General features: G+C 60.9%; 13 protein-coding genes. 7 read left to right on the top strand and 6 right to left on the bottom strand.

Annotation, left to right across the window (positions count from 1 at the left end):
* Nucleotides 1-53 precede the first annotated feature (53 nt).
* Both smc and PMI34_RS13625 read right to left on the bottom strand, forming a co-directional pair.
* On the bottom strand, nt 54-3,542 hold the full coding sequence (gene smc / locus PMI34_RS13620; protein WP_008050195.1) for a chromosome segregation protein SMC: 3,489 nt from the start codon (nt 3,540-3,542) through the stop codon (nt 54-56).
* Between the two features lie 2 nt (nt 3,543-3,544).
* The gene (locus PMI34_RS13625) at nt 3,545-4,204 is read right to left on the bottom strand and encodes a GntR family transcriptional regulator (RefSeq protein ID WP_008050194.1); all 660 of its coding nucleotides are present in this window, start codon (nt 4,202-4,204) and stop codon (nt 3,545-3,547) included.
* Nucleotides 4,205-4,481: 277 nt separating this feature from the next.
* On the opposite strand from PMI34_RS13625, the gene xdhA reads away from it, so the two are divergent.
* The 4 genes from xdhA (at nt 4,482) to guaD (ending at nt 10,654) form a co-directional block, all read left to right on the top strand.
* Nucleotides 4,482-5,951, top strand: a complete 1,470-nt coding sequence (gene xdhA, locus PMI34_RS13630; protein ID WP_008050193.1) for a xanthine dehydrogenase small subunit — start codon at nt 4,482-4,484, stop codon at nt 5,949-5,951.
* Nucleotides 5,944-8,343, top strand: a complete 2,400-nt coding sequence (gene xdhB / locus PMI34_RS13635; RefSeq protein WP_008050191.1) for a xanthine dehydrogenase molybdopterin binding subunit — start codon at nt 5,944-5,946, stop codon at nt 8,341-8,343. The genes xdhA and xdhB overlap by 8 nt, the downstream gene beginning before the upstream one ends.
* A gap of 141 nt (nt 8,344-8,484) precedes the next feature.
* A complete protein-coding gene (gene xdhC, locus PMI34_RS13640) occupies nt 8,485-9,342 on the top strand; it encodes a xanthine dehydrogenase accessory protein XdhC (protein ID WP_008050190.1) in 858 nt (285 codons plus the stop codon).
* A 7-nt stretch (nt 9,343-9,349) separates the two neighbouring features.
* Complete coding sequence (gene guaD / locus PMI34_RS13645) at nt 9,350-10,654, top strand: guanine deaminase (protein ID WP_008050189.1); 1,305 nt, start codon at nt 9,350-9,352, stop codon at nt 10,652-10,654.
* 179 nt (nt 10,655-10,833) lie between these two features.
* Here guaD and PMI34_RS13650 read toward each other — a convergent pair whose 3' ends face one another.
* The gene (locus tag PMI34_RS13650) at nt 10,834-11,598 is read right to left on the bottom strand and encodes a GntR family transcriptional regulator (RefSeq protein ID WP_008050187.1); all 765 of its coding nucleotides are present in this window, start codon (nt 11,596-11,598) and stop codon (nt 10,834-10,836) included.
* A gap of 356 nt (nt 11,599-11,954) precedes the next feature.
* On the opposite strand from PMI34_RS13650, the gene PMI34_RS13655 reads away from it, so the two are divergent.
* Nucleotides 11,955-13,145, top strand: a complete 1,191-nt coding sequence (locus tag PMI34_RS13655) for a benzoate/H(+) symporter BenE family transporter (protein WP_008050186.1) — start codon at nt 11,955-11,957, stop codon at nt 13,143-13,145.
* 140 nt (nt 13,146-13,285) lie between these two features.
* Here the strand turns inward: PMI34_RS13655 and PMI34_RS13660 are convergent, their stop codons facing one another.
* Nucleotides 13,286-13,630, bottom strand: coding sequence for a YggL family protein (locus PMI34_RS13660; protein WP_007971486.1), 345 nt, complete (start codon nt 13,628-13,630; stop codon nt 13,286-13,288).
* 234 nt (nt 13,631-13,864) lie between these two features.
* Here PMI34_RS13660 and dacB point away from each other — a divergent pair, with 234 nt between their 5' ends.
* A complete protein-coding gene (dacB, locus tag PMI34_RS13665; RefSeq protein WP_008050185.1) occupies nt 13,865-15,325 on the top strand; it encodes a D-alanyl-D-alanine carboxypeptidase/D-alanyl-D-alanine endopeptidase in 1,461 nt (486 codons plus the stop codon).
* Nucleotides 15,326-15,464: 139 nt separating this feature from the next.
* Here dacB and PMI34_RS13670 read toward each other — a convergent pair whose 3' ends face one another.
* Together PMI34_RS13670 and rlmKL are read right to left on the bottom strand one after the other, a co-directional pair.
* Nucleotides 15,465-17,861 (bottom strand): sensor domain-containing diguanylate cyclase, encoded by a 2,397-nt coding sequence (locus tag PMI34_RS13670; RefSeq protein ID WP_008050184.1) that lies wholly within the window; start codon nt 17,859-17,861, stop codon nt 15,465-15,467.
* Between the two features lie 205 nt (nt 17,862-18,066).
* Nucleotides 18,067-20,337, bottom strand: coding sequence for a bifunctional 23S rRNA (guanine(2069)-N(7))-methyltransferase RlmK/23S rRNA (guanine(2445)-N(2))-methyltransferase RlmL (gene rlmKL, locus PMI34_RS13675; RefSeq protein ID WP_008050183.1), 2,271 nt, complete (start codon nt 20,335-20,337; stop codon nt 18,067-18,069).
* A 530-nt stretch (nt 20,338-20,867) separates the two neighbouring features.
* Here rlmKL and rmf point away from each other — a divergent pair.
* Nucleotides 20,868-21,083 carry a ribosome modulation factor gene (gene rmf, locus PMI34_RS28140; protein WP_003223300.1) on the top strand — a complete coding sequence of 72 codons (216 nt, stop codon included), beginning with the start codon at nt 20,868-20,870 and terminating at the stop codon, nt 21,081-21,083.
* The last annotated feature ends 180 nt before the right edge of the window (nt 21,084-21,263 follow it).

Raw genomic sequence — 21,263 nt, 5'->3', positions numbered from 1 at the left:
GAAGGCAGGAAAAGAGTCCTACAAACCGCAAACACTCTTCCTACAACCACGACTCAGGCATCCACCATCGCCATCGCCTCCTCGACATCCACCGCCACCAGGCGTGAACAACCGGGTTCGTGCATCGTCACCCCCATCAGTTGTTCGGCCATTTCCATGGCAATCTTGTTGTGGGTGATATAGATGAACTGCACTGTCTGTGACATCTCTTTTACCAATCGCGCGTAGCGTCCAACGTTAGCGTCATCCAGTGGCGCGTCAACCTCATCGAGCATGCAGAACGGCGCCGGGTTCAATTTGAAGATCGCAAAAACCAGGGCCAATGCGGTCAGGGCTTTTTCGCCGCCGGAGAGCAAATGGATGGTGCTGTTCTTCTTTCCTGGCGGCTGCGCCATGATTGTTACCCCTGTATCGAGTAAATCTTCGCCCGTCAGTTCCAAATATGCGCGGCCACCACCGAAAACTTTTGGGAAAAGCGCCTGTAAACCGCCATTGATCTGATCAAAGGTATCCTTGAAACGGTTGCGGGTTTCCTTGTCGATCTTGCGAATCACGTTCTCAAGGGTTTCAAGGGCCTCCACCAGATCGTCGTTCTGGGCATCCAGATAGCGTTTACGTTCCGATTGTTGCTGGTACTCATCGATGGCCGCCAGGTTGATCGCGCCCAGGCGCTGGATCCTGGCGGCGATGCGCTCGAGTTCTTCCTCGGCATCCTTCTCGCTGGCCTCGGCCGTCAAGGTCGCGAGTACGCCATGGAGATCGTAGCCGTCTTCGAGCAACTGGTCCTGCAAGGTCTTGCGGCGCACGGTCAGGGCTTGCCATTCCATGCGCTGGGTTTCGAGCTGGCCGCGAATCAACTGCGATTGCTGTTCGGCCTGGCTGCGGCGCTTCTCGGCGTCGCGCAGTTCGCGGTCGGCGTCTTCGAGGGCGATCTGCGCGGTCTTGAGTTCTTCGTCGACGGTCATGCGCTTGTCGAGCAACTCTTCGAGCTTCAGGCGCAGCTCTTCCAGCGGTGCTTCGCCCTCCTCCAGATTGAGGCTCAGTTGCTCGCGCTTTTCGGTCAGGCGTTCGGACTGCATCTCCAGTCGTTCCAGCGCCTGGCGCGTCGAATCATGTTGCGCCTTGAGCGAGCCCAGACGCACCGCCAGCTGGTGAGCGTGATCCTTGTGCTGCCGCGCTTCCTGACGCACACGGTCCAGACGCTCACGCAGGCTGTCGCGCTGGGCCAGCAGCAACTCACGCTGCTCGGTGTCCAGCGCCATGCTGTCGAGGGCTTCCTGCAATTGCAGGCGCGCTTCACCGATGTGTTCGTGCTCCAGCGCACGCTGCTCGTCCAACTCAACGATTTCTTCGTCGAGACGGGTGCGGCGCAGGGTCAATTGCTCGGCCTTGGCTTTGCCGGCGGACAATTGAGCTTTCAGTTCACCTTGCTGGCGGGCTTCGTCCTGCAGCAAGCGGCGCAAGTGTTCGCGGCCGTTCTCCTGCTGACGCTGCTGCGCCCTGAGATTCTGCAGTCGTGTTTCCAGGGTTTCGACGGCGGCTTCGCGCTCTTCGCGCTCCAGGCCCAGTTGCTGGATCTCCTGACCGCGAGCGAGCACGCCGCTTTCCGCTTCACTGGCCCGACGCACCCGCAGGAAATGCCGGCCGACCCAATAACCGTCACGGCTGATCAGGCTCTGCCCGGTAGCCAATTGGCCCCGCAAGGCCAAGGCCTGTTCGAGGCTGTCGACCGGCTTGACCTGCCCCAGCCATGGCGACAGATCGATCTGCGCCTCGACCTTGTCCAGCAGGCTGCCCGGCACCCGTACGCCATCGCTGGACGGGCTGAGCAAGCGCAAGTCGCCTTGGGCAAAGCCCGACAGATCGAAGTCGTTGAAGTCGTCCACCAGCACCGCTTGCAGGTCGGCGCCGAGCACGGTTTCCACCGCCAGCTCCCAACCGGCTTCAACCTTCAGGCCTTCGGCCAGGCGCGGGCGATTCGCAAGATTTTGTTCGCGCAGCCACTCGGCGGTACCGGTGCCCGGATCGAGCGCGGCTTGCTGCAAGGCTTCGAGTGAAGCCAGCCGACCGTTGAGGCGCTGCAAATCGCCCTGGGCCTGCTGCTGCGCGGTCAGCGCTTGCTGCAATTCCTGACGCAACTGCTCAAGCTTTTCGACCTGGGCTTCTTCGCTGGTTTGCAAATCCTCAAGGGTCGCTTCGGATTCGGCGAGCTGCTCGCCAAGCTCCATGATCGCCGCGTCTTCCGGGTCCGCCGAGAGCAAGGCGCGTTCTTCGCCAAGACGCTTCTGCCGGTCGGCCAGGCGCTCCAGGCTGGTTTCCAATTGCTGGATCCGCGATTGCTGTACTTCGGCCTGACGGCGCGGCTCGGCGGCGGTGAGGTTGAACGCATCCCACTGCTCTTGCCAGCCGTGCATGGTGGTTTCGGACTCTTCCAGCGCGGCAGCGGCCTCTTCGGCGGCGGCGCTGGTGACTTCCTGTTCCGGGGTGAGCATGTCCAGCTCTTCGCCGAGGGTCAGCAGCAGCGTGCGGTCGTGGCCCAGGTGCGATTCGGTTTCCAGGCGTGCGCGTTCGGCCTCTTTCAGGTCATCCTGCAACTGGCGCAAACGCTGTTGACCGTGCTGGATGCTCTGCTCGACCCGGGCGATGTCGCCGCCGACCGAGTAGAAGCGCCCCTGCACCAGGTTGAAGCGCTCCGAGAGGTCGTGGTGCCCGTCACGCAGGCGCTCGATGCTTGCGTCTGCATTGCGCTGTTCGGCGACCAGGGCTTCGAAAGAAACTTCCTGGTTGCCGATGATCGCTTCACGCTGGCCGACCTGATCGTTCAGCGCCTGCCAGCGCAGGGCCGACAGCTGGGCCTTGAGCTGGCGCTCCTCGCCCTTGAATTCCTGATACTTCTTGGCGGCCTCGGCCTGGCGGTGCAAGCGCTCCAGCTGACGCTCGAGCTCTTCGCGCAGGTCGGTCAGGCGCTCAAGGTTTTCGTGGGTGCGGCGGATGCGATTTTCCGTCTCGCGCCGGCGCTCCTTGTACTTGGAGATGCCCGCGGCTTCTTCGATGAAGTTACGCAGGTCTTCTGGCTTGGACTCGATCAGCTTGGAGATCATCCCCTGCTCGATGATCGAGTAGCTGCGCGGGCCAAGGCCGGTGCCAAGGAAGATGTCGGTGATGTCGCGGCGCCGGCACTTGGTGCCGTTGAGGTAGTAGGTGGTCTGGCTGTCGCGGGTCACTTTGCGGCGAATGGAAATTTCCGCGTAGGCGGCGTACTCGCCGAGCAGTGTGCCGTCGGAGTTATCGAACACCAGTTCGATGCTGGCCTGGCTCACCGGCTTGCGGCTGGTCGAGCCATTGAAGATGACGTCGGTCATCGACTCGCCGCGCAGGTTCTTCGCCGAGCTCTCGCCCATCACCCAGCGCACGGCGTCGATGATGTTCGACTTGCCGCAGCCATTGGGCCCGACCACCGCCGCCATGTTACTGGGGAAGTTCACCGTGGTCGGATCGACGAAGGACTTGAACCCCGCCAGCTTGATGCACTTGAGCCGCAAGATCAGGCGTCCGTCAGAGCGGAGATCACCAGATCGCAACTGCGCTGGGCGTAAGCCGTCAGCACTTCGCGAATCTGCGCAAAGTCACGGGCCAGCACGGCAGCGAGCAAGCGTTCGAACAGCTCGAGGAATTCGCTCATCGACGCTTTGCGCTGGTCCAGCGCGAGGAAATACGCACGGCTCATGGCCGGCTGCAGATTCTCGACTGTCTCCTGCAAGTACGGGTTGTCGGCGAACGGGTACGCAGCGCGCATCACATTGAAGCTGTCGTCGACGAAAGTGCGGATGTCCTGACGCTCGTAGCTGGCAGTCAGGCGTTGCTGGATCTGCACGAACGGCGCCATATCGGCCTGGGTTTTCCAGCCGCTGGCCACCGAGTTACCGAGCAGGATATAGAGCTCGCTCATCAGCGTGCACAGGCTCTGCACCTTGTGCGCCGTGAGCTCGGTGACGTGGGCGCCCCGTCGCGGCAGGATCGCGATCAGGTGCCGACGCTCGAGGATCAGCAAGGCCTCGCGGACCGAACCGCGGCTGACATTGAGGGCCAGCGTGACCTTCTGTTCCTGGATGCGCTCCCCGGGCTTCATTTCGCCGCGAATGATGCGTTCGGCGAGGTGGTGAGCGATTTGCTCGGCGAGGCTGTCCGGCGCCTTGAACGTCATGGTTGTCCTTCAAACTCTTTGATCTGTACAAGCGGCGCAGTGTAGCGCAATTGCTGCGTCAGGGCGGAGTGCCCGCCCGGAGGTTTTTGGCACGATTCAAGCTAATTGAAGCAAAAAGGCAGGCTATCGAACCAACGACAATAATTAAGGAACAGGTGGTTAATCGACAAAACGCATTTTCCTGACCTTTAAGTCAGAAAATCATTGACCGAAAAGTCAGACCTGCTAAATTCGGTTCCTATCGGTTAACAACAATAATGAGTCTGCGAGGCCTTCCGTGATCCAGTTTTTACTAAACCAGGAACTCCGTAGCGAGCACGCCCTGGACCCGAACCTGACCGTGCTCAATTATCTGCGCGACCATGTGGGCAAACCCGGCACCAAAGAAGGCTGCGCCAGCGGTGACTGCGGCGCCTGCACCGTGGTGGTCGGCGAATTGCAGACCGATGATGACGGCCGCGAACACATTCGTTATCGCAGCCTCAACTCGTGCCTGACCTTCGTGTCGTCCCTGCACGGCAAACAACTGATCAGCGTCGAAGACCTCAAGCACAAGGGTGAACTGCACAGCGTGCAGAAAGCCATGGTCGAGTGCCACGGCTCGCAATGCGGCTTCTGCACCCCAGGCTTCGTGATGTCGCTGTTTGCCCTGCAAAAGAACAGCGAAGCACCGGATCACGCCAAGGCCCACGAAGCACTGGCCGGCAATCTCTGCCGTTGCACCGGCTACCGACCGATCCTCGAAGCCGCCGAGCAGTCCTGCTGCGCCAAGCAACCGGATCAGTTCGACGCCCGCGAAGCCGACACCATCGCCCGCCTCAAAGCCATCGCCCCAACCGATATCGGCGAACTCAACTGCGGCGACAAACGCTGCCTGGTGCCGTTGACCGTGGCCGACCTGGCCGACCTCTACGACGCTTATCCACAGGCCCGCCTGTTGGCCGGCGGTACTGACCTGGCACTGGAAGTCACGCAGTTCCACCGCACCCTGCCGGTGATGATCTACGTTGGCAACGTCGCAGAGATGAAGCGCATCGAACGTTTTGACGATCGCCTGGAAATCGGCGCCGCCACGGCCCTTTCCGATTGCTACGAGGCCTTGAACGCCGAGTACCCGGACTTCGGTGAATTGCTGCACCGCTTCGCCTCCTTGCAGATCCGCAACCAGGGCACCCTGGGCGGCAACATCGGCAACGCCTCGCCGATAGGTGACTCGCCGCCCCTGCTGATCGCCCTCGGCGCGCAGATCGTGCTGTGCAAAGGCGAAACCCGTCGCACCATGGCCCTGGAAGATTACTTCATCGATTACCGCGTGACTGCGCGCCAGGAAAGCGAGTTCATCGAGAAGATCATCGTGCCCCGCGCCAGCGTCGAAAAACTGTTCCGCGCCTACAAGGTTTCCAAGCGCCTGGACGATGACATCTCGGCAGTCTGCGCCGCCTTCAACATTCGCCTGGAAAACGGTGTTGTGGCTGAAGCCCGCGTCGCCTTCGGCGGAATGGCCGCCATCCCGAAACGCGCCGCTGCGTGCGAGGCCGCACTGCTCGGCTCCCGTTTTGACTCTTCATCCCAAGGGCATGCCACCGTTGAACGCGCCTGCGCTGCCCTGGCCGAAGACTTCACGCCGCTCTCCGACTTCCGCGCCAGCAAGGAATATCGCCTGCTCAGCGCGCAGAACCTGCTGCGCAAATACTTCATCGAACTGCAAACACCGCACATCGAGACCCGGGTGACCGCTTATGTCTAATCATCACGCCGTAGAGAAGACCCAAGCCGAATTGGCTGAACTGTTCGCCAAGGACCTGACCACCGGTGTCGGCCGCAGCGTCAAGCACGACAGCGCCGCCAAGCATGTGGCCGGTGAAGCGCAATACATCGACGACCGCCTGGAGTTTCCGAACCAGTTGCACGTTTATGCACGCATGTCGGACCGTGCCCACGCGCGGATCATCAGCATCGACACCTCGCCCTGCTACGCCTTCGAAGGCGTGCGCATCGCCATCACCCACGAAGACGTACCGGGCCTCAAAGACATCGGTCCGTTGCTGCCGGGCGATCCTCTGCTGGCCATCGACACGGTGCAGTTCGTCGGTCAACCGGTGGTCGCCGTCGCGGCGAAAGACCTGGAAACCGCGCGCAAGGCGGCGATGGCCGCGATCATCGAATACGAAGATCTTGAACCTGTGCTGGACGTGGTCGAAGCCCTGCGCAAGCGCCACTTCGTACTCGACAGCCACACTCACAAACGCGGTGATTCGGCCACGGCGCTGGCCACTGCCGAGCACCGCATCCAGGGCACCCTGCACATCGGCGGCCAGGAACACTTCTACCTGGAAACCCAGATCTCTTCGGTGATGCCGACCGAAGACGGCGGCATGATCGTCTACTGCTCCACGCAGAACCCCACCGAAGTGCAGAAGCTGGTGGCCGAAGTGCTGGACGTGTCGATGAACAAGATCGTCGTCGACATGCGTCGCATGGGCGGCGGTTTTGGCGGCAAGGAAACCCAGGCAGCCAGCCCGGCGTGCCTGTGCGCGGTGATCGCACACCTCACCGGCCAGCCGACCAAGATGCGCCTGCCACGGGTCGAAGACATGCTGATGACCGGCAAGCGTCACCCGTTCTATGTCGAGTACGACGTGGGCTTCGACAGCACCGGCCGCCTGCACGGCATCAACCTGGAACTGGCCGGCAACTGCGGTTGCTCCCCTGACCTGTCGGCGTCGATCGTCGACCGCGCGATGTTCCACTCGGACAACTCGTACTACCTGGGCGATGCGACCATCAACGGTCACCGTTGCAAGACCAACACCGCATCGAACACCGCCTACCGTGGTTTCGGCGGCCCGCAAGGCATGGTCGCCATCGAAGAAGTGATGGACGCCATCTCTCGTCATCTGGCCCTGGATCCATTGGCCGTGCGCAAGGCCAACTACTACGGCAAGACCGAACGCAACGTCACCCACTACTACCAGACCGTCGAGCACAACATGCTCGAAGAGATGACCGCCGAACTGGAAGAAAGCAGCCAGTACGCCGAGCGCCGCGAAGCGATCCGTCGCTACAACGCCAACAGCCCGATCCTGAAAAAAGGCCTGGCGCTGACCCCGGTGAAATTCGGTATTTCCTTCACCGCCAGCTTCCTCAACCAGGCAGGCGCCTTGGTGCACGTCTACACCGACGGCAGCATCCACCTCAATCACGGCGGCACCGAAATGGGCCAGGGCCTGAACACCAAGGTCGCGCAGGTCGTGGCCGAGGTGTTCCAGGTGGAAATGGACCGCGTGCAGATCACCGCGACCAACACCGACAAGGTGCCGAACACCTCGCCGACCGCCGCTTCCAGCGGTGCCGACCTGAACGGCAAGGCTGCGCAGAACGCCGCCGAAACCATCAAGAAGCGCCTGGTGGAATTCGCCGCGCGCCAGTACAAGGTCAGCGAAGAAGACGTGGAGTTCCACAACGGCCACGTGCGGGTCCGCGATCACATCCTGACTTTCGAAGCGTTGATCCAGCAGGCATATTTCGCCCAGGTGTCGCTGTCGAGCACCGGCTTCTACAAGACCCCGAAAATCTACTACGACCGCAGCCAGGCCCGTGGCCGTCCGTTCTACTACTTCGCCTTTGGCGCGGCGTGCTGCGAAGTGCTGGTCGACACCCTGACCGGCGAATACAAGATGCTGCGCACCGACATCCTCCACGACGTCGGCGCCTCATTGAACCCGGCCATCGACATCGGTCAGGTCGAGGGCGGTTTCATCCAGGGCATGGGTTGGCTGACCATGGAAGAGCTGGTGTGGAACAACAAGGGCAAGCTGATGACCAACGGCCCGGCCAGCTACAAGATCCCGGCCGTGGCGGACATGCCGCTGGACCTGCGGGTCAAGCTGGTGGAAAACCGCAAGAACCCGGAAGACACGGTGTTCCATTCCAAGGCCGTGGGCGAGCCGCCGTTCATGCTCGGCATTGCCTCGTGGTGTGCGATCAAGGACGCCGTGGCGAGCCTGGGTGATTACAGGCATCAACCGAAAATCGACGCACCGGCGACCCCGGAGCGAGTGTTGTGGGGCTGTGAGCAGATGCGTCAGCTGAAGGCGGCGAAAGCTGTCGGGGCTGAGACCGAGTTGGCTTCGCTCTAAGACCGAGGTGCGCCTATCGCTGGCAAGCCAGCTCCCACAGGATTTATGTGGAATCCAAATTCTGTGGGCACCACAAAACACTGTGGGAGCTGGCTTGCCAGCGATGGCGGACTAACAGACACACAGATGTCGAGGTGAGACATGTACAACTGGATCGACGCCCTCGCCGACCTGCAAAACCGCGGTGAGCCCTGCGTGCTGATCACCATCATCGAAGAGCTCGGCTCGACGCCGCGCAACGCTGGCTCGAAGATGGTCATCAGCGCAAACCAGAGCTTCGACACCATCGGTGGCGGGCACCTGGAATACAAGGCCATGAAGATCGCCCGCGAGATGCTCGCCAGCGGCAAGCAGGACACCCATCTGGAGCGCTTCAGCCTCGGCGCCAGCCTCGGCCAGTGCTGCGGTGGCGCCACGGTGTTGCTGTTCGAACCGATGGGCCAGGTTCAAGCGCAGATCGCCGTGTTCGGTGCCGGCCACGTCGGCCGCGCCCTGGTGCCGCTGCTGGCCAGCCTGCCCTGCCGGGTGCGCTGGATCGACTCGCGCGAAGATGAATTCCCCGAGCAGATCCCCCATGGCGTGCGCAAGATCGTCAGCGAAGAACCGGTGGATGAAATCGATGATCTGCCGGCCGGCAGCTATTGCATCGTGATGACCCACAACCATCAACTCGACCTCGAACTGACCGCTGCGATCCTCAAGCGCAACGACTTTGCCTACTTTGGCCTGATCGGTTCGAAGACCAAACGGGTGAAGTTCGAACATCGCCTGCGCGACCGTGGTTTCGACAACAGCGTCGTGCAACGCATGCGTTGCCCGATGGGCATCGGCGAAGTCAAAGGCAAGCTGCCTGTGGAAATCGCCATCTCCATCGCTGGCGAAATCATCGCCACCTATAACGCGAACTTCGGCCAGCACACCGCCAGCGCCGGATCGATTGCCAAACTGCTGCCCGCGTCACGCCGCAGCCAAACCGCAAACTTGAAAGCCTCGAATTGAGAATCTCATGCCTTTGACTCGCAAAGCTTACCGCGCCGCCATCCTGCACAGCATCGCCGACCCAGCCGTCGTGGGCATCGAAGCCTCCTACGAGTATTTCGAAGACGGCTTGCTGGTTGTGGATAACGGCCAGATCAGCGCCCTTGGCCACGCCAGCGAACTGCTGCCGACCCTGCCGGCTGACGTCGAAATCACTCACTACCAGGATGCATTGATCACCCCCGGCTTCATCGACACCCACATCCACCTGCCGCAAACCGGCATGGTCGGCGCCTATGGCGAGCAATTGCTGGACTGGCTCAACACCTACACCTTCCCATGCGAAAGCCAGTTCGCCGACAAGGCCCACGCCGACCAGGTCGCGGACATTTTCATCAAGGAACTGTTGCGCAACGGCACCACCACTGCCCTGGTATTCGGCAGCGTGCATCCGCAATCGGTGAACTCGTTCTTCGAAGCCGCCGAGCAGCTCGACCTGCGGATGATCGCCGGCAAGGTGATGATGGACCGCAACGCCCCGGACTACCTGACCGACACCGCCGAATCCAGCTACGTCGAAAGCAAGGCACTGATCGAGCGCTGGCACGGCAAGGGTCGCCTGCACTACGCGGTCACCCCACGCTTCGCACCAACCAGCACCCCGGAACAGCTGACCCTGGCCGGCCAGTTGCTGACCGAATATCCTGATCTGTACATGCAGACCCACATCAGCGAAAACCTCAAGGAAATCGAGTGGGTCAAGGCGCTGTTCCCGGAACGCAAGGGTTACCTGGACGTCTACGACCACTACCAGTTGCTCGGCGAGCGCTCGGTGTTCGCCCATGGCGTGCATCTGTGCGATGACGAGTGCGCGCGCCTGGCGGAGACCGGTTCGGCCATCTCGTTCTGCCCGACCTCGAACTTCTTCCTCGGCAGCGGCCTGTTCAACCTGCCGATGGCCGAGAAGCACAAGCTCAATGTCGGCATCGGCACCGATGTGGGCGGCGGCACCAGTTTCTCGCTGCTGCAAACCCTCAACGAAGCCTACAAGGTCATGCAGCTGCAAGGTGCACGCCTGAGCCCGTTCAAGTCGCTGTACCTGGCCACCCTCGGCGGCGCCCGCGCACTGCGCCTGGAGGACAAGATCGGCAACCTGCAACCGGGCACCGACGCCGACTTCCTGGTGCTGGACTACAACGCCACGCCGCTGCTGGGCTATCGCTTGAAGCAGGCCAATAACATCGCCGAGACGTTGTTTGTGTTGATGACCCTGGGGGATGACCGGACGGTATTGCAGACCTATGCGGCGGGGAACCTGGTGCATCAGCGCTAAGGTATTCCGGGCATAAAAAATCCCCCGCCGCTTTTCAGCCCGGGGGATTTTTATTGCCTGTCCAATTGCTATCGCTGGCAAGCCAGCTCCCACAGTGATCTCAGTGTTTACACGATTTGCAATTCACATCGCTCCCTGTGGGAGCTGGCTTGCCAGCGATTGCGGCGACCCGGTCCAGCTTATAGCTTGGCAGTCGATCGACCCGGCTTCTTGGTCTGCAACAAATGCGAGAACACCGCATGCAGATCGTCCGAAGCACTTTCCTCGTCGAGGTTGAGCTTGCTGTCGATGTGATCCATGTGATGCATCATCAGGTTCACCGCCAGTTCAGCGTCGCGCTTTTCGATGGCGTCAATCAACTGGGTGTGCTCGTCGTAGGAGCAATGGGAACGGTTGCCGCTTTCATACTGGGCGATGATCAGCGACGTCTGGGACACCAGGCTGCGCTGGAAACTGATCAGCGGCGCGTTTTTTGCGGCTTCGGCCAGTTTCAGGTGAAATTCACCCGACAGGCGGATGCCGGCACCACGATCGCCACGGGAGAAACTGTCGCGTTCGTCGTTGACCATCTGGCGCAATTCGGCAATCTGCTCGGCGGTCGCGTGCTGAACGGCCAGCTCGGTGATCGCTCGCTCCACCAGACGGCGGGCCATGAACACCTGGCGGGCTTCTTCGACGCTCGGACTGGCGACCACGGCGCCACGATTCGGACGCAGCAATACCACGCCTTCATGGGCCAGGCGCGACAAGGCGCGGCGAATGATGGTGCGGCTGACCCCGAAAATTTCCCCCAGCGCTTCTTCGCTCAACTTGGTGCCGGGCGCCAGACGCTGTTCGAGGATGGCCTCGAAGATATGCGCGTAGACAATATCGTCCTGGGTACCGCTGCGGCCGGCTTTGCCTGCTCGCGGTTGTTTCTTTAGGGGTTGCAACTGTTCGTTCATGGGCACTCGAGTCGGAAGAACTGCGGCGAATTGACCGCGACTGTAATACGGCACAGTGGGTCGCTGGCAAGTATCGCGTAAAAAACACTGCGATTGTACACAATGGAAGGTGGCAACACGACTGTACGGCTGAATGTTGCCTCGGCTGTATCGCAACACCTGATTACTTTTGAGTTTAGGCTTGTTCGCAGAATCCGCCTTTGTAACTCAATCCCTGTGGGAGCGAGCTTGCTCGCGATGACGGCGTCACATTCAGCATTTCTGTTGGCTGATCCACCGCTATCGCGAGCAAGCTCGCTCCCACAGGGTTCGTGTTGCTGCGGACATCTTCATCTGTAAAAAGGAACACCACCGTCATGAATGACGCCACCCACACGCAAATCCGCCCGCTGGCCGACACCTCGCCCTCGGCCATCGTCGCCGGCTTCATCGCCATGATGACCGGCTACACCAGCTCCCTGGTGCTGATGTTCCAGGCCGGGCAAGCGGCAGGCCTGAGCAGCGGGCAGATTTCCTCGTGGATCTGGGCCATCTCGATCGGCATGGCGGTGTGCTCCATCGGCCTGTCCCTGCGTTATCGCACGCCGATCACCATTGCCTGGTCGACCCCCGGCGCTGCCTTGCTGATCACCAGCCTGGGCGGCGTCAGCTACGGCGAAGCCATTGGTGCCTATATCACCTGCGCGGTGCTGGTGACGATTTGCGGGCTGACCGGTAGCTTCGAACGGCTGGTGAAAAAGATCCCGGCATCCCTGGCCGCCGCCCTGCTGGCCGGGATCCTGTTCAAGATCGGCAGCGAGATTTTCGTCGCGGCGCAACACCGCACCGCCCTGGTACTGGGGATGTTTGTCAGTTATCTGGTGGTCAAGCGCCTGTCGCCGCGCTATGCAGTGCTGGCAGCCTTACTGATCGGCACGGCATTGTCAGGGTTCATGGGGCTGCTGGACTTCAGCGGGTTCCACCTGGAGGTGGCCACGCCGGTCTGGACCACGCCGCACTTCTCCCTGGCCGCGACCATCAGCATCGGCATCCCGCTGTTTGTCGTCGCCATGACCTCACAAAACATGCCCGGCATCGCGGTATTGCGCGCCGATGGTTACACGGTGCCTGCCTCGCCACTGATCACCACCACCGGCATCGCCAGTTTACTGCTGGCACCGTTCGGCTCCCACGGGATCAACCTGGCGGCGATCAGCGCAGCGATCTGCACCGGACCGCACGCCCATGAGGATCGCAACAAACGCTACACCGCAGCGGTCTGGTGCGGGATTTTCTACGGGGTTGCCGGTGTGTTCGGCGCGACGCTCGCGGCATTGTTTGCCGCGCTGCCCAAGGAACTGGTGCTGTCGATTGCGGCGCTGGCGCTGTTCGGCTCGATCATCAACGGCTTGAGCATCGCCATGAGCGAAGTGAAGGAACGTGAAGCGGCGCTGATCACCTTCATGGTCACGGCATCGGGGCTGACGCTGTTTTCCATCGGTTCGGCGTTCTGGGGGATTGTCGCGGGGGTGGTGACGCTGGTGATTCTGAACTGGCGCAAAAGCTAAAAGCTCGCAGCCTCGTTTCACTCGACAGCTGCTACAGGGCAATGCAATCCATGTAGCAGCTGTCGAGTGAAACGAGGCTGCGATCTTTTGATCTTCGCAAAAAAAAACGGCGACCCTTGGGTCGCCGTTTTTTCAGAACATCAAGCTACCGGATTGATCGGCTTTTCCGGGTACCAGACGTCCAGCAGCGGGCTGACTTCAACGCTGGTCAGCTCGGTACGGCCTTTGAGCCAGGCTTCAACGGCAGCGCGCTGTTCAGCGCTGACCGAGCCACGCTTCTGCAGGCACACCAGACCGTAGTCGTCGCCGCCAACATAGCCCAGACCGTTGGCTTCCATGGCTTCTTTGAGGAACGCGTCGAGGAAAGCATCAATGGCTTCATCAGCCAAATCTTCTTTGAAATCCAGGTTCAGTTCGAAACCCAGCTCTTGAAATTCATCGACGCACAGTTTTTTGCGCAGACGCTGGGAACGGTTAGTCGCCATTGGAACAATCCTCTTAAGTAATAACGGGCGGCACTTTAGCAGTTTAAGCGGCCGATTGCCTGTCTCTCTGGGCCACCACGCCTGCCATCGGTAAAAAAATAGCCGATCAGAATGCCCACGCACGGCCCAAGTGGTGACACCTTGGGGCATAATGCCGACACTTTCATGACCATTGAGGGAATTTATCTCCATGCCCTCACCTTATTTCCCCTCGGCTGTAGGGTTTTATTTCAGATGATCAAATCTTTGCGTCCATTGCTGTTGGCCGGTTTTCTTCTCCCCCTGGTCCTTCCCGTTTGCGCCGCTCCAATCAATACCGCGTTGTCGCCCAACGTTGAAAAAGCCCTGAAAGCCAGCAAGTTGCAGGACAATGCCCTGTCGCTGGTGATGATCCCGCTCACCGGCCCCGGCACCCCGACGGTGTTCAATGCCGACGTATCGGTCAACCCGGCGTCGACCATGAAACTGGTCACCACCTACGCGGCCCTGGAAATGCTCGGCCCGAACCACCAGTGGAAAACCGAGTTCTACACCGACGGCACCTTGAGTGGCGGCATTCTCAACGGCAACCTCTACCTCAAGGGTGGCGGCGATCCGAAGCTGAACATGGAAAAACTCTGGCTGCTGATGCGCGACCTGCGTGCCAACGGCGTGACCCAGGTCACCGGCGACCTGGTGCTGGACAAAACCTTCTTCGTGCAACCGCAACTGCCGGAGTTCAATGACGACGGCAACGACGACAACAAACCTTTCCTGGTCAAACCCGACTCGCTGCTGGTCAACCTCAAGGCGCTGCGCTTCGTTGCGCGCAATGACTCGGGCAAGGTGCTGGTCTCGGTGGAACCGCCGATCGCGAGCATTCGCATCGACAACCAGGTCAAGGCTCTCAATTCCAGGCAATGCACCGGTGGCGTGCGCTACAACCCGGTGGCACAGGCCGACGGCAGCGTGACCGTAACGGTCGGCGGACAACTGGGTGAGGGCTGCAGCTCGCAGACTTACCTGTCGCTGCTCGACCACGCGACCTACACCGCCGGTGCCGTCCGCGCGATCTGGAAGGAACTGGGTGGCAGCATTCAGGGCAGGGATGTGCTGGCGCCTACACCGAAAGACGCCAAGGTCCTGGCCCGGGCATTCTCGCCGGACCTGGCGGAAATCATCCGCGACATCAACAAGTACAGTAACAACACCATGGCCCAGCAGTTGTTCCTGAGCCTTGGCCAACGCTTCCGTACCGATGCCGATGGTGACGACGCCAAGGCTGCCCAGCGTGTGGTGCGTCAGTGGCTGGCGAAAAAGGGCATCACCGCGCCGCACCTGGTGATGGAGAACGGCTCCGGCCTGTCGCGCTCCGAGCGTGTCAGCGCCCGGGAAATGGCCTCGATGCTCGAAGCGGCCTGGCACAGCCCGTATTCCGCCGAGTACATCAGTTCGATGCCCATTGCCGGCACCGACGGCACCATGCGAAAACGCCTGAAGACCACTGCCATGCGCGGCGAAGCCCACGTCAAGACCGGCACCCTGAACACCGTGCGGGCGATTGCCGGTTTCAGTCGCGACGTCAACGGCAACACCTGGGCGGTGGTGGCGATCCTCAATGACAAGGCCCCGTTCGGCGCCTCGTCGGTGCTCGATCAGGTGCTGCTGGACCTGTACCGCCAACCGAAAGTGCCGCAGACGGCTTCGGTGTTGTAACCCGGCTCTAAAGAACACAGTAAATCCCCTGTGGGAGCGAGCTTGCTCGCGATTGCGGAATGACAGTCAGCATCAATGTTGAATGTAAAATCGCTATCGCGAGCAAGCTCGCTCCCACAGGGGTCAGTGGACAGCCCGGCTAATTCATCTCCCCTTCTACCCGATCCCTTCCTGCCTGCTTCGCTGCATAAACCCCTGAATCCGCGCGCAACAGCAAGGCATCGGCGCCCTCCCCGACCCGCCAACTGGCAATCCCGAAACTGGCGGTGACCGTACCGACTCCTTCAATGGGTGAGCTGCGCAGGCCTTGCCACAACTGCTGGGCCAACATATAGGCATGTTCGCCGTTGATATCCGGGCACAGCACCATGAACTCCTCTCCGCCCAAGCGGCAGAACACATCGGTGCGGCGCAGCCGGTGGCCGATCCGTTGGCACACGGCCTGCAACACCCGATCACCGATGGCATGACCATGCAGGTCATTGATGCGCTTGAAATGATCGATATCGAGCATGATTACCGACAAATTCCCGCCACCGCGCTCCACCCGGGCCATTTCGATGGTCAGGCGTTCCTGGAAATAACGCCGGTTGTGGATACCGGTCAAGGAGTCGGTGACCGACAGCGCGCGCAACTCTTCTTCCACCCGCTTCATATCGGAAATGTCCGAGATGTAGCCGTGCCACAGCACACCGCCACCGGGCAGTTCCTCCGGCGTGGCCTCGCCACGCACCCAACGCAGACCCCGCTGTGGCAGTTGCACGCGGTATTCCTCGCGCCAGGGGCTGAGGGTGTCGGCCGAGGCCCGGATCGAGGCGCGGACACGGGTGGTGTCCTGGGGGTGAATCCGGGTGAAGATCGCTTCGGCATTGAGCAGCAACACGTCGGGTTCGAGCTCGTAGATCTCGCGAATGCCGTCGCTGGCATAGATCACGCTGAAGCGTCCGTCGAATTCCATCTTGAACTGATAGATACCACCAGGCACGTGGGCGCTGAGTTTCTTCAACAGCAGGTCCCGCGCCGCGAGTGCCTCGTGGACCCGCTTGCGTTCGGTGATGTCGATGCAAACCGCCAGGTGCCCGACCCACAGGCCTTGCTCGTCCAGCACCGGCGTGGCGAGCATGTTGACCATCAAATGGCTGCCATCGCCGCGCACCAGCGTCCACTCCCGCGCCTCGTGGTCGCCCTCCGCGTCACCTTCGACCAGCATCGCCTGGCAGGTCGGCACCGGTTTGCCATAGCGCGCGCTCAACTCTGCCGAGCGAGCGACCAGTTCCCGGGGCAGGTGCAGACTCTCCAGGGTCATGTGCCCCACCACCTCGGTGCTGGAATAGCCAAGCATCTGCTCGGCACCGGCATTGAAGGTGCTGATGACGCCGCGCAGGTCGGTGGCGATGATCGCGACCTGGGTGGCGGCATTCAGCACGCCACGCAACTGGCCATGGGTGCCGCGCAACTCCTGCTCTCGATCGCGCAGTTCCCGGGTGCGTTGCTCGACCAGTTTCAACGCCCGCCGACGTTGACTGACCAACACATACAGCAAGGCACTGAGCATCACGCTGAGCAATCCACCCAACACCACCACACTGGTCACAGAGGAATGGTTGGCCTTCACGAACGCGTCGCTGGGCTGGATATCGACTTGATAGTCATGGTCGGCCATGCGCAACAGGCGCGTGGCGGACAGCTCGCCGATAGCCGGCGGGTTAGGTGACTCGAACAGCACCTCGTGCTGCTCATCGATCGACAAATCGAGGATGCGCACCGAGAGATAGTCATGGCTGGCGTCCGGCAGTCCGTCCGCCAGCAACTGGCGCATGCTGATCACGGCCATGACATAACCGTAGGGCTTCGCGGCTTTGTGGTCCTGACTGTTGCGCTGAACCGGTGCGACCAGCAGCACACCACGGGCATAAGCCGGCTCGATACTCACCAGATGCATCGGTTGCGACACCGCCATGCCGCCACGCTGATCGGCCCGATCGAGCGTGGCACGCCGCAGGGGCTGAGCCAGCAAGTCGTAACCGAGGGGAGCACCGAGTCTGCTTAGCGTCTGGCTATACAGCACCGCCACGTACTCATCTCGCTCGCCCGCCAGTTGTAATTGGCCGTCGGCGTTGAGCTCTCTCAGGGTGAAATTGCTCAAGCCCTCGTCTCGCACCCGACGCTCGAACGCCACTCGCTCGTCATGGGTGACCCGCTGGGCGTAGGAATACGCCTGGGTTCGCAACAGCAAAGGCCGGGTGTAACCATCGAATTCCGCTCGGGAAACCGAATCGGAATTGGCGAAAAACCGGCGCAGGCCATCGAGGCGCTGCTCCTGATCTTCGAAACGCTCTTCGATACGGCTGTAACGTTCACTGGCCAGCAGTTGGAAACGTTGCCGCAATTGATGGTGGAACAGATTCAGCGTCGACCACGCCAGCAATCCGGTGAGCACCCCGCCGATCAGCAATACCAGCAGTGCGACCAGCCAGGCCGAGGCATCTTCGCTGATAAACCCCAGAATCTTTGGGCGCATGGCGTGCAACGACATAAAACGCAACTCAAAACGCCAGGTGCGGGAAAGCCCTTTGGCCCTGAGTTGAGTTATAGCTATTAGCCACTAATTTGACCAGCACTGTAGGAGCGAGCCTGCTCCGGGCGGCGTTCCGACGATGGATTCGAAAGCGCCGCGTACATCCAGGATATCCGCGTTATCGACCATCGCGAGCAGGCTCGCTCCTACAAAGAGGCAATCATCAACGTGCCGTGATTTTCCAGGCGCGATGGATCTTGGCGTTGCGGGAAAAATCCGGATCGATGGTCTGGGCAGTGATCTCCTCGACCGCATAACGCTCGCCGAGATTGGCTTCCAGTTCGAACTTGCGGAAGTTGTTGGAGAAGTACAACACGCCGCCGGATGCCAGTCGCGCCATGGCCAGGTCGATCAGTTGCACCTGGTCGCGCTGCACATCGAAGACACCTTCCATGCGCTTGGAGTTGGAGAACGTCGGCGGGTCGATGAAGATCAGGTCGTACTCGTCACGACTGGCTTCGAGCCACGCCATCACATCACCCTGCTCCAGGCGGTTCTTGTCGGAAAAACCGTTCAGCGACAGGTTGCGACGCGCCCAGTCCAGATAGGTTTTCGACAGGTCGACACTGGTGGTGCTGCGCGCGCCGCCCTTGGCCGCATGCACACTGGCCGTCGCGGTGTAGCAGAACAGATTGAGGAAGCGTTTGCCGGCCGCCTCTTTCTGGATACGCATGCGCATCGCCCGGTGGTCGAGGAACAGACCGGTGTCGAGGTAGTCGGTGAGATTCACCAGCAGCTTCACGCCGCCTTCATTGACCTCGACGAACTTGCCCTGCGCGGCCTGGCGCTCGTACTGTTTGGTCCCGCTCTGACGCTCGCGGCGCTTGACCACCACACGGCTCTTGTCGATGTTCAACGCCTGCGGGATGGCTGCCAGGGCATCGAACATACGGCCCGAGGCCTTTTCCGGATCGATGGATTTCGGTGCGGCGTATTCCTGGACGTGGACCCAATCGTGATACAGGTCGATGGCCATGGAATATTCCGGCATGTCGGCATCGTACACGCGGTAGCAGTCGATGCCTTCACGCTTGACCCACTTGCCCAGGGCCTTGAGGTTCTTTTGCAGGCGGTTGGCGAACATCTGCCCGCCTTCGCTCAGGCGTGGCTGCTCGATCACCGGAGCCGGTGCCGGCGTCGGTTTGATCGGGTTGCCGTTTTTGTTGAACTTGCGTTCCTGCGGCTCGTTCGGCGCCTGATCGTAGGCGGCTTGCTCGCGCTCGACCTGGCGCTGTTCCGGAGTACGGCGCTCGCCAGTGACGAACTGGTCCGGTAGCACCTTGATCAGCAACAGCTTGCACGGCAAGGCGCCGTTCCAGAACGAATACTGCTTGTGGCTGCGGATGCCCATGCGCTTGCCCAGGTCCGGCGCGCCGGTGAACACAGCCGCTTCCCAGTTCAGGCAGGCCTGACGCAGGCGCTCGCCGAGGTTCTGGTAGAGGTAGAGCAGGCTCGCCTCATCGCCCAGACGCTCGCCGTACGGAGGGTTACAGATGACCAGGCCTTTCTGGTTCTGGTCCGGGCGCGGCTCGAACGTCGCGACTTCGCCCTGGTAGATCTTGATCCACTCGCTCAGGCCGGCCCGCTCGACGTTGTTGCGGCCGGGTTGAATCAGCCGTGGATCGGCTTCGTAGCCGCGGATCCACAACGGTGTCTTGGCCAGACCGGCAGCGGCGCGCTCGGAGGCTTCTTCGTGCAGTTTTTTCCACAGCGCAGGGACGTGACCGAGCCAGGCGGTGAAGCCCCACTGCTCGCGACGCAGGTTCGGCGCGATGTCGGCGGCGATCATCGCCGCTTCCACCAGGAATGTGCCGACACCGCACATCGGGTCGGCCAGAGCGCCACCTTCGGCCGCAATGCGTGGCCAACCGGAACGGATCAGGATCGCGGCCGCGAGGTTTTCCTTCAGCGGTGCCGCACCTTGCTGCAGGCGATAGCCGCGCTGGTGCAGGCTGTGACCCGACAGGTCGAGGGACAGAATGGCTTCGCCACGGTCCAGGCGCAGGTGAATGCGCAGGTCCGGGTTGAGCTTGTCGATGGACGGACGGTCGCCTTGCGGGGTGCGCAGTTTGTCGACGATGGCGTCCTTGACCTTCAGCGCGCCGAAGTGGGTGTTATCGATACCCGAGCCATGACCGCTGAATTCGACGGCCAGGGTGCCGTCATTGAGCATGTGGTCTTGCCACTCGATGTCCAGCACGCCGTGATACAGGTCTTCGGCGTCCTTCATCGGGAAACGCTTGAGCACCAGCAGCACGCGGTTGGCCAGGCGCGACCACAGGCACAGGCGATAGGCGGTTTCCATGGTGGCCATGCCGCGTACGGCAGAGGTGTGCTCCCGCGCTTCTTCAAGGCCAAGCCCGACGGCTTCCTCGATGAGCAGGCCTTCAAGGCCTTTTGGGCAAGTGAGGAAGAGTTCGAAACGATCGGACATGGGAATTCCAGAACCTTTAGCTGAGTGACCGGGCAACGCATTGCCGGTCCGGTTTTCAATCAGGCGCTTTTCTCGAAGAACGCCCGCGTGGCACGAAGGTGTGCCGTTCCACCCCTGCTGCCCGGGTTAAATGAGCTTAGATGCAAGGACAGATAAAAAAGTTGATGCAACAAAATGTCATAAGTCGACCCTTCGTCGAATAGTGCTTCCCGGCAACGGGAGCCATTCTCAGTAAAGGGTTAAGCCCATCATCAAGCGCAGGGCCGATCATACCGGGGTTTGGCCAATAAATACGCTACAAACGCTCTGTTACTTATGGCCTTAGCACATGAACAGTTACGTCCTTATGACAAAACGATCATTCCCTCGATGTGACGCATTGGTTAGAACTCAATACAGGTTGGCGCCGCAATGACGCCAACACCTTGGCTCGTCACGCCGGCAACGAGCCCCCAACGGCAGAGTTTTTCTGCCAGACCTCAATAGAGGTCGACGCGATAAATACAGTCAACAAGTGAGGGCAACACCCTATGAGAAGACTTAAGCGTGATCCGTTGGAAAGAGCATTTTTGCGCGGATACCAATATGGCGTTGGTGGTAAATCCCGTGAGCTTTGCCCATTTACTCTACCGTCGGTACGTCAAGCCTGGATCAACGGCTGGCGAGAAGGACGCGGCGACAACTGGGACGGTATGACCGGCACTGCGGGAATCCACAGACTCAACGAACTTCACGCCGTCGGCTAATTACAGGGCACAACACTCCGACACGACAATCTGATTTTGTACTGAATTAACCACGCACGTCCCATCCGGACGGCGGGCTCCGGCCCAGGGGCTCCTTCGAAGGAGCCCTTTTTTATGCCTGCAAAAAACCCTGATGATCCGGTGTAGCAGCTGCCGAGCCTGCGAGGCTGCGTTCGGCTG

Source organism: Pseudomonas sp. GM74 (genome assembly GCF_000282455.1).
In the GTDB taxonomy this organism is placed as follows: domain Bacteria; phylum Pseudomonadota; class Gammaproteobacteria; order Pseudomonadales; family Pseudomonadaceae; genus Aquipseudomonas.
Note: the sequence above shows the minus strand (reverse complement) of the source record. Positions and strands in the feature narration are given on the sequence as shown.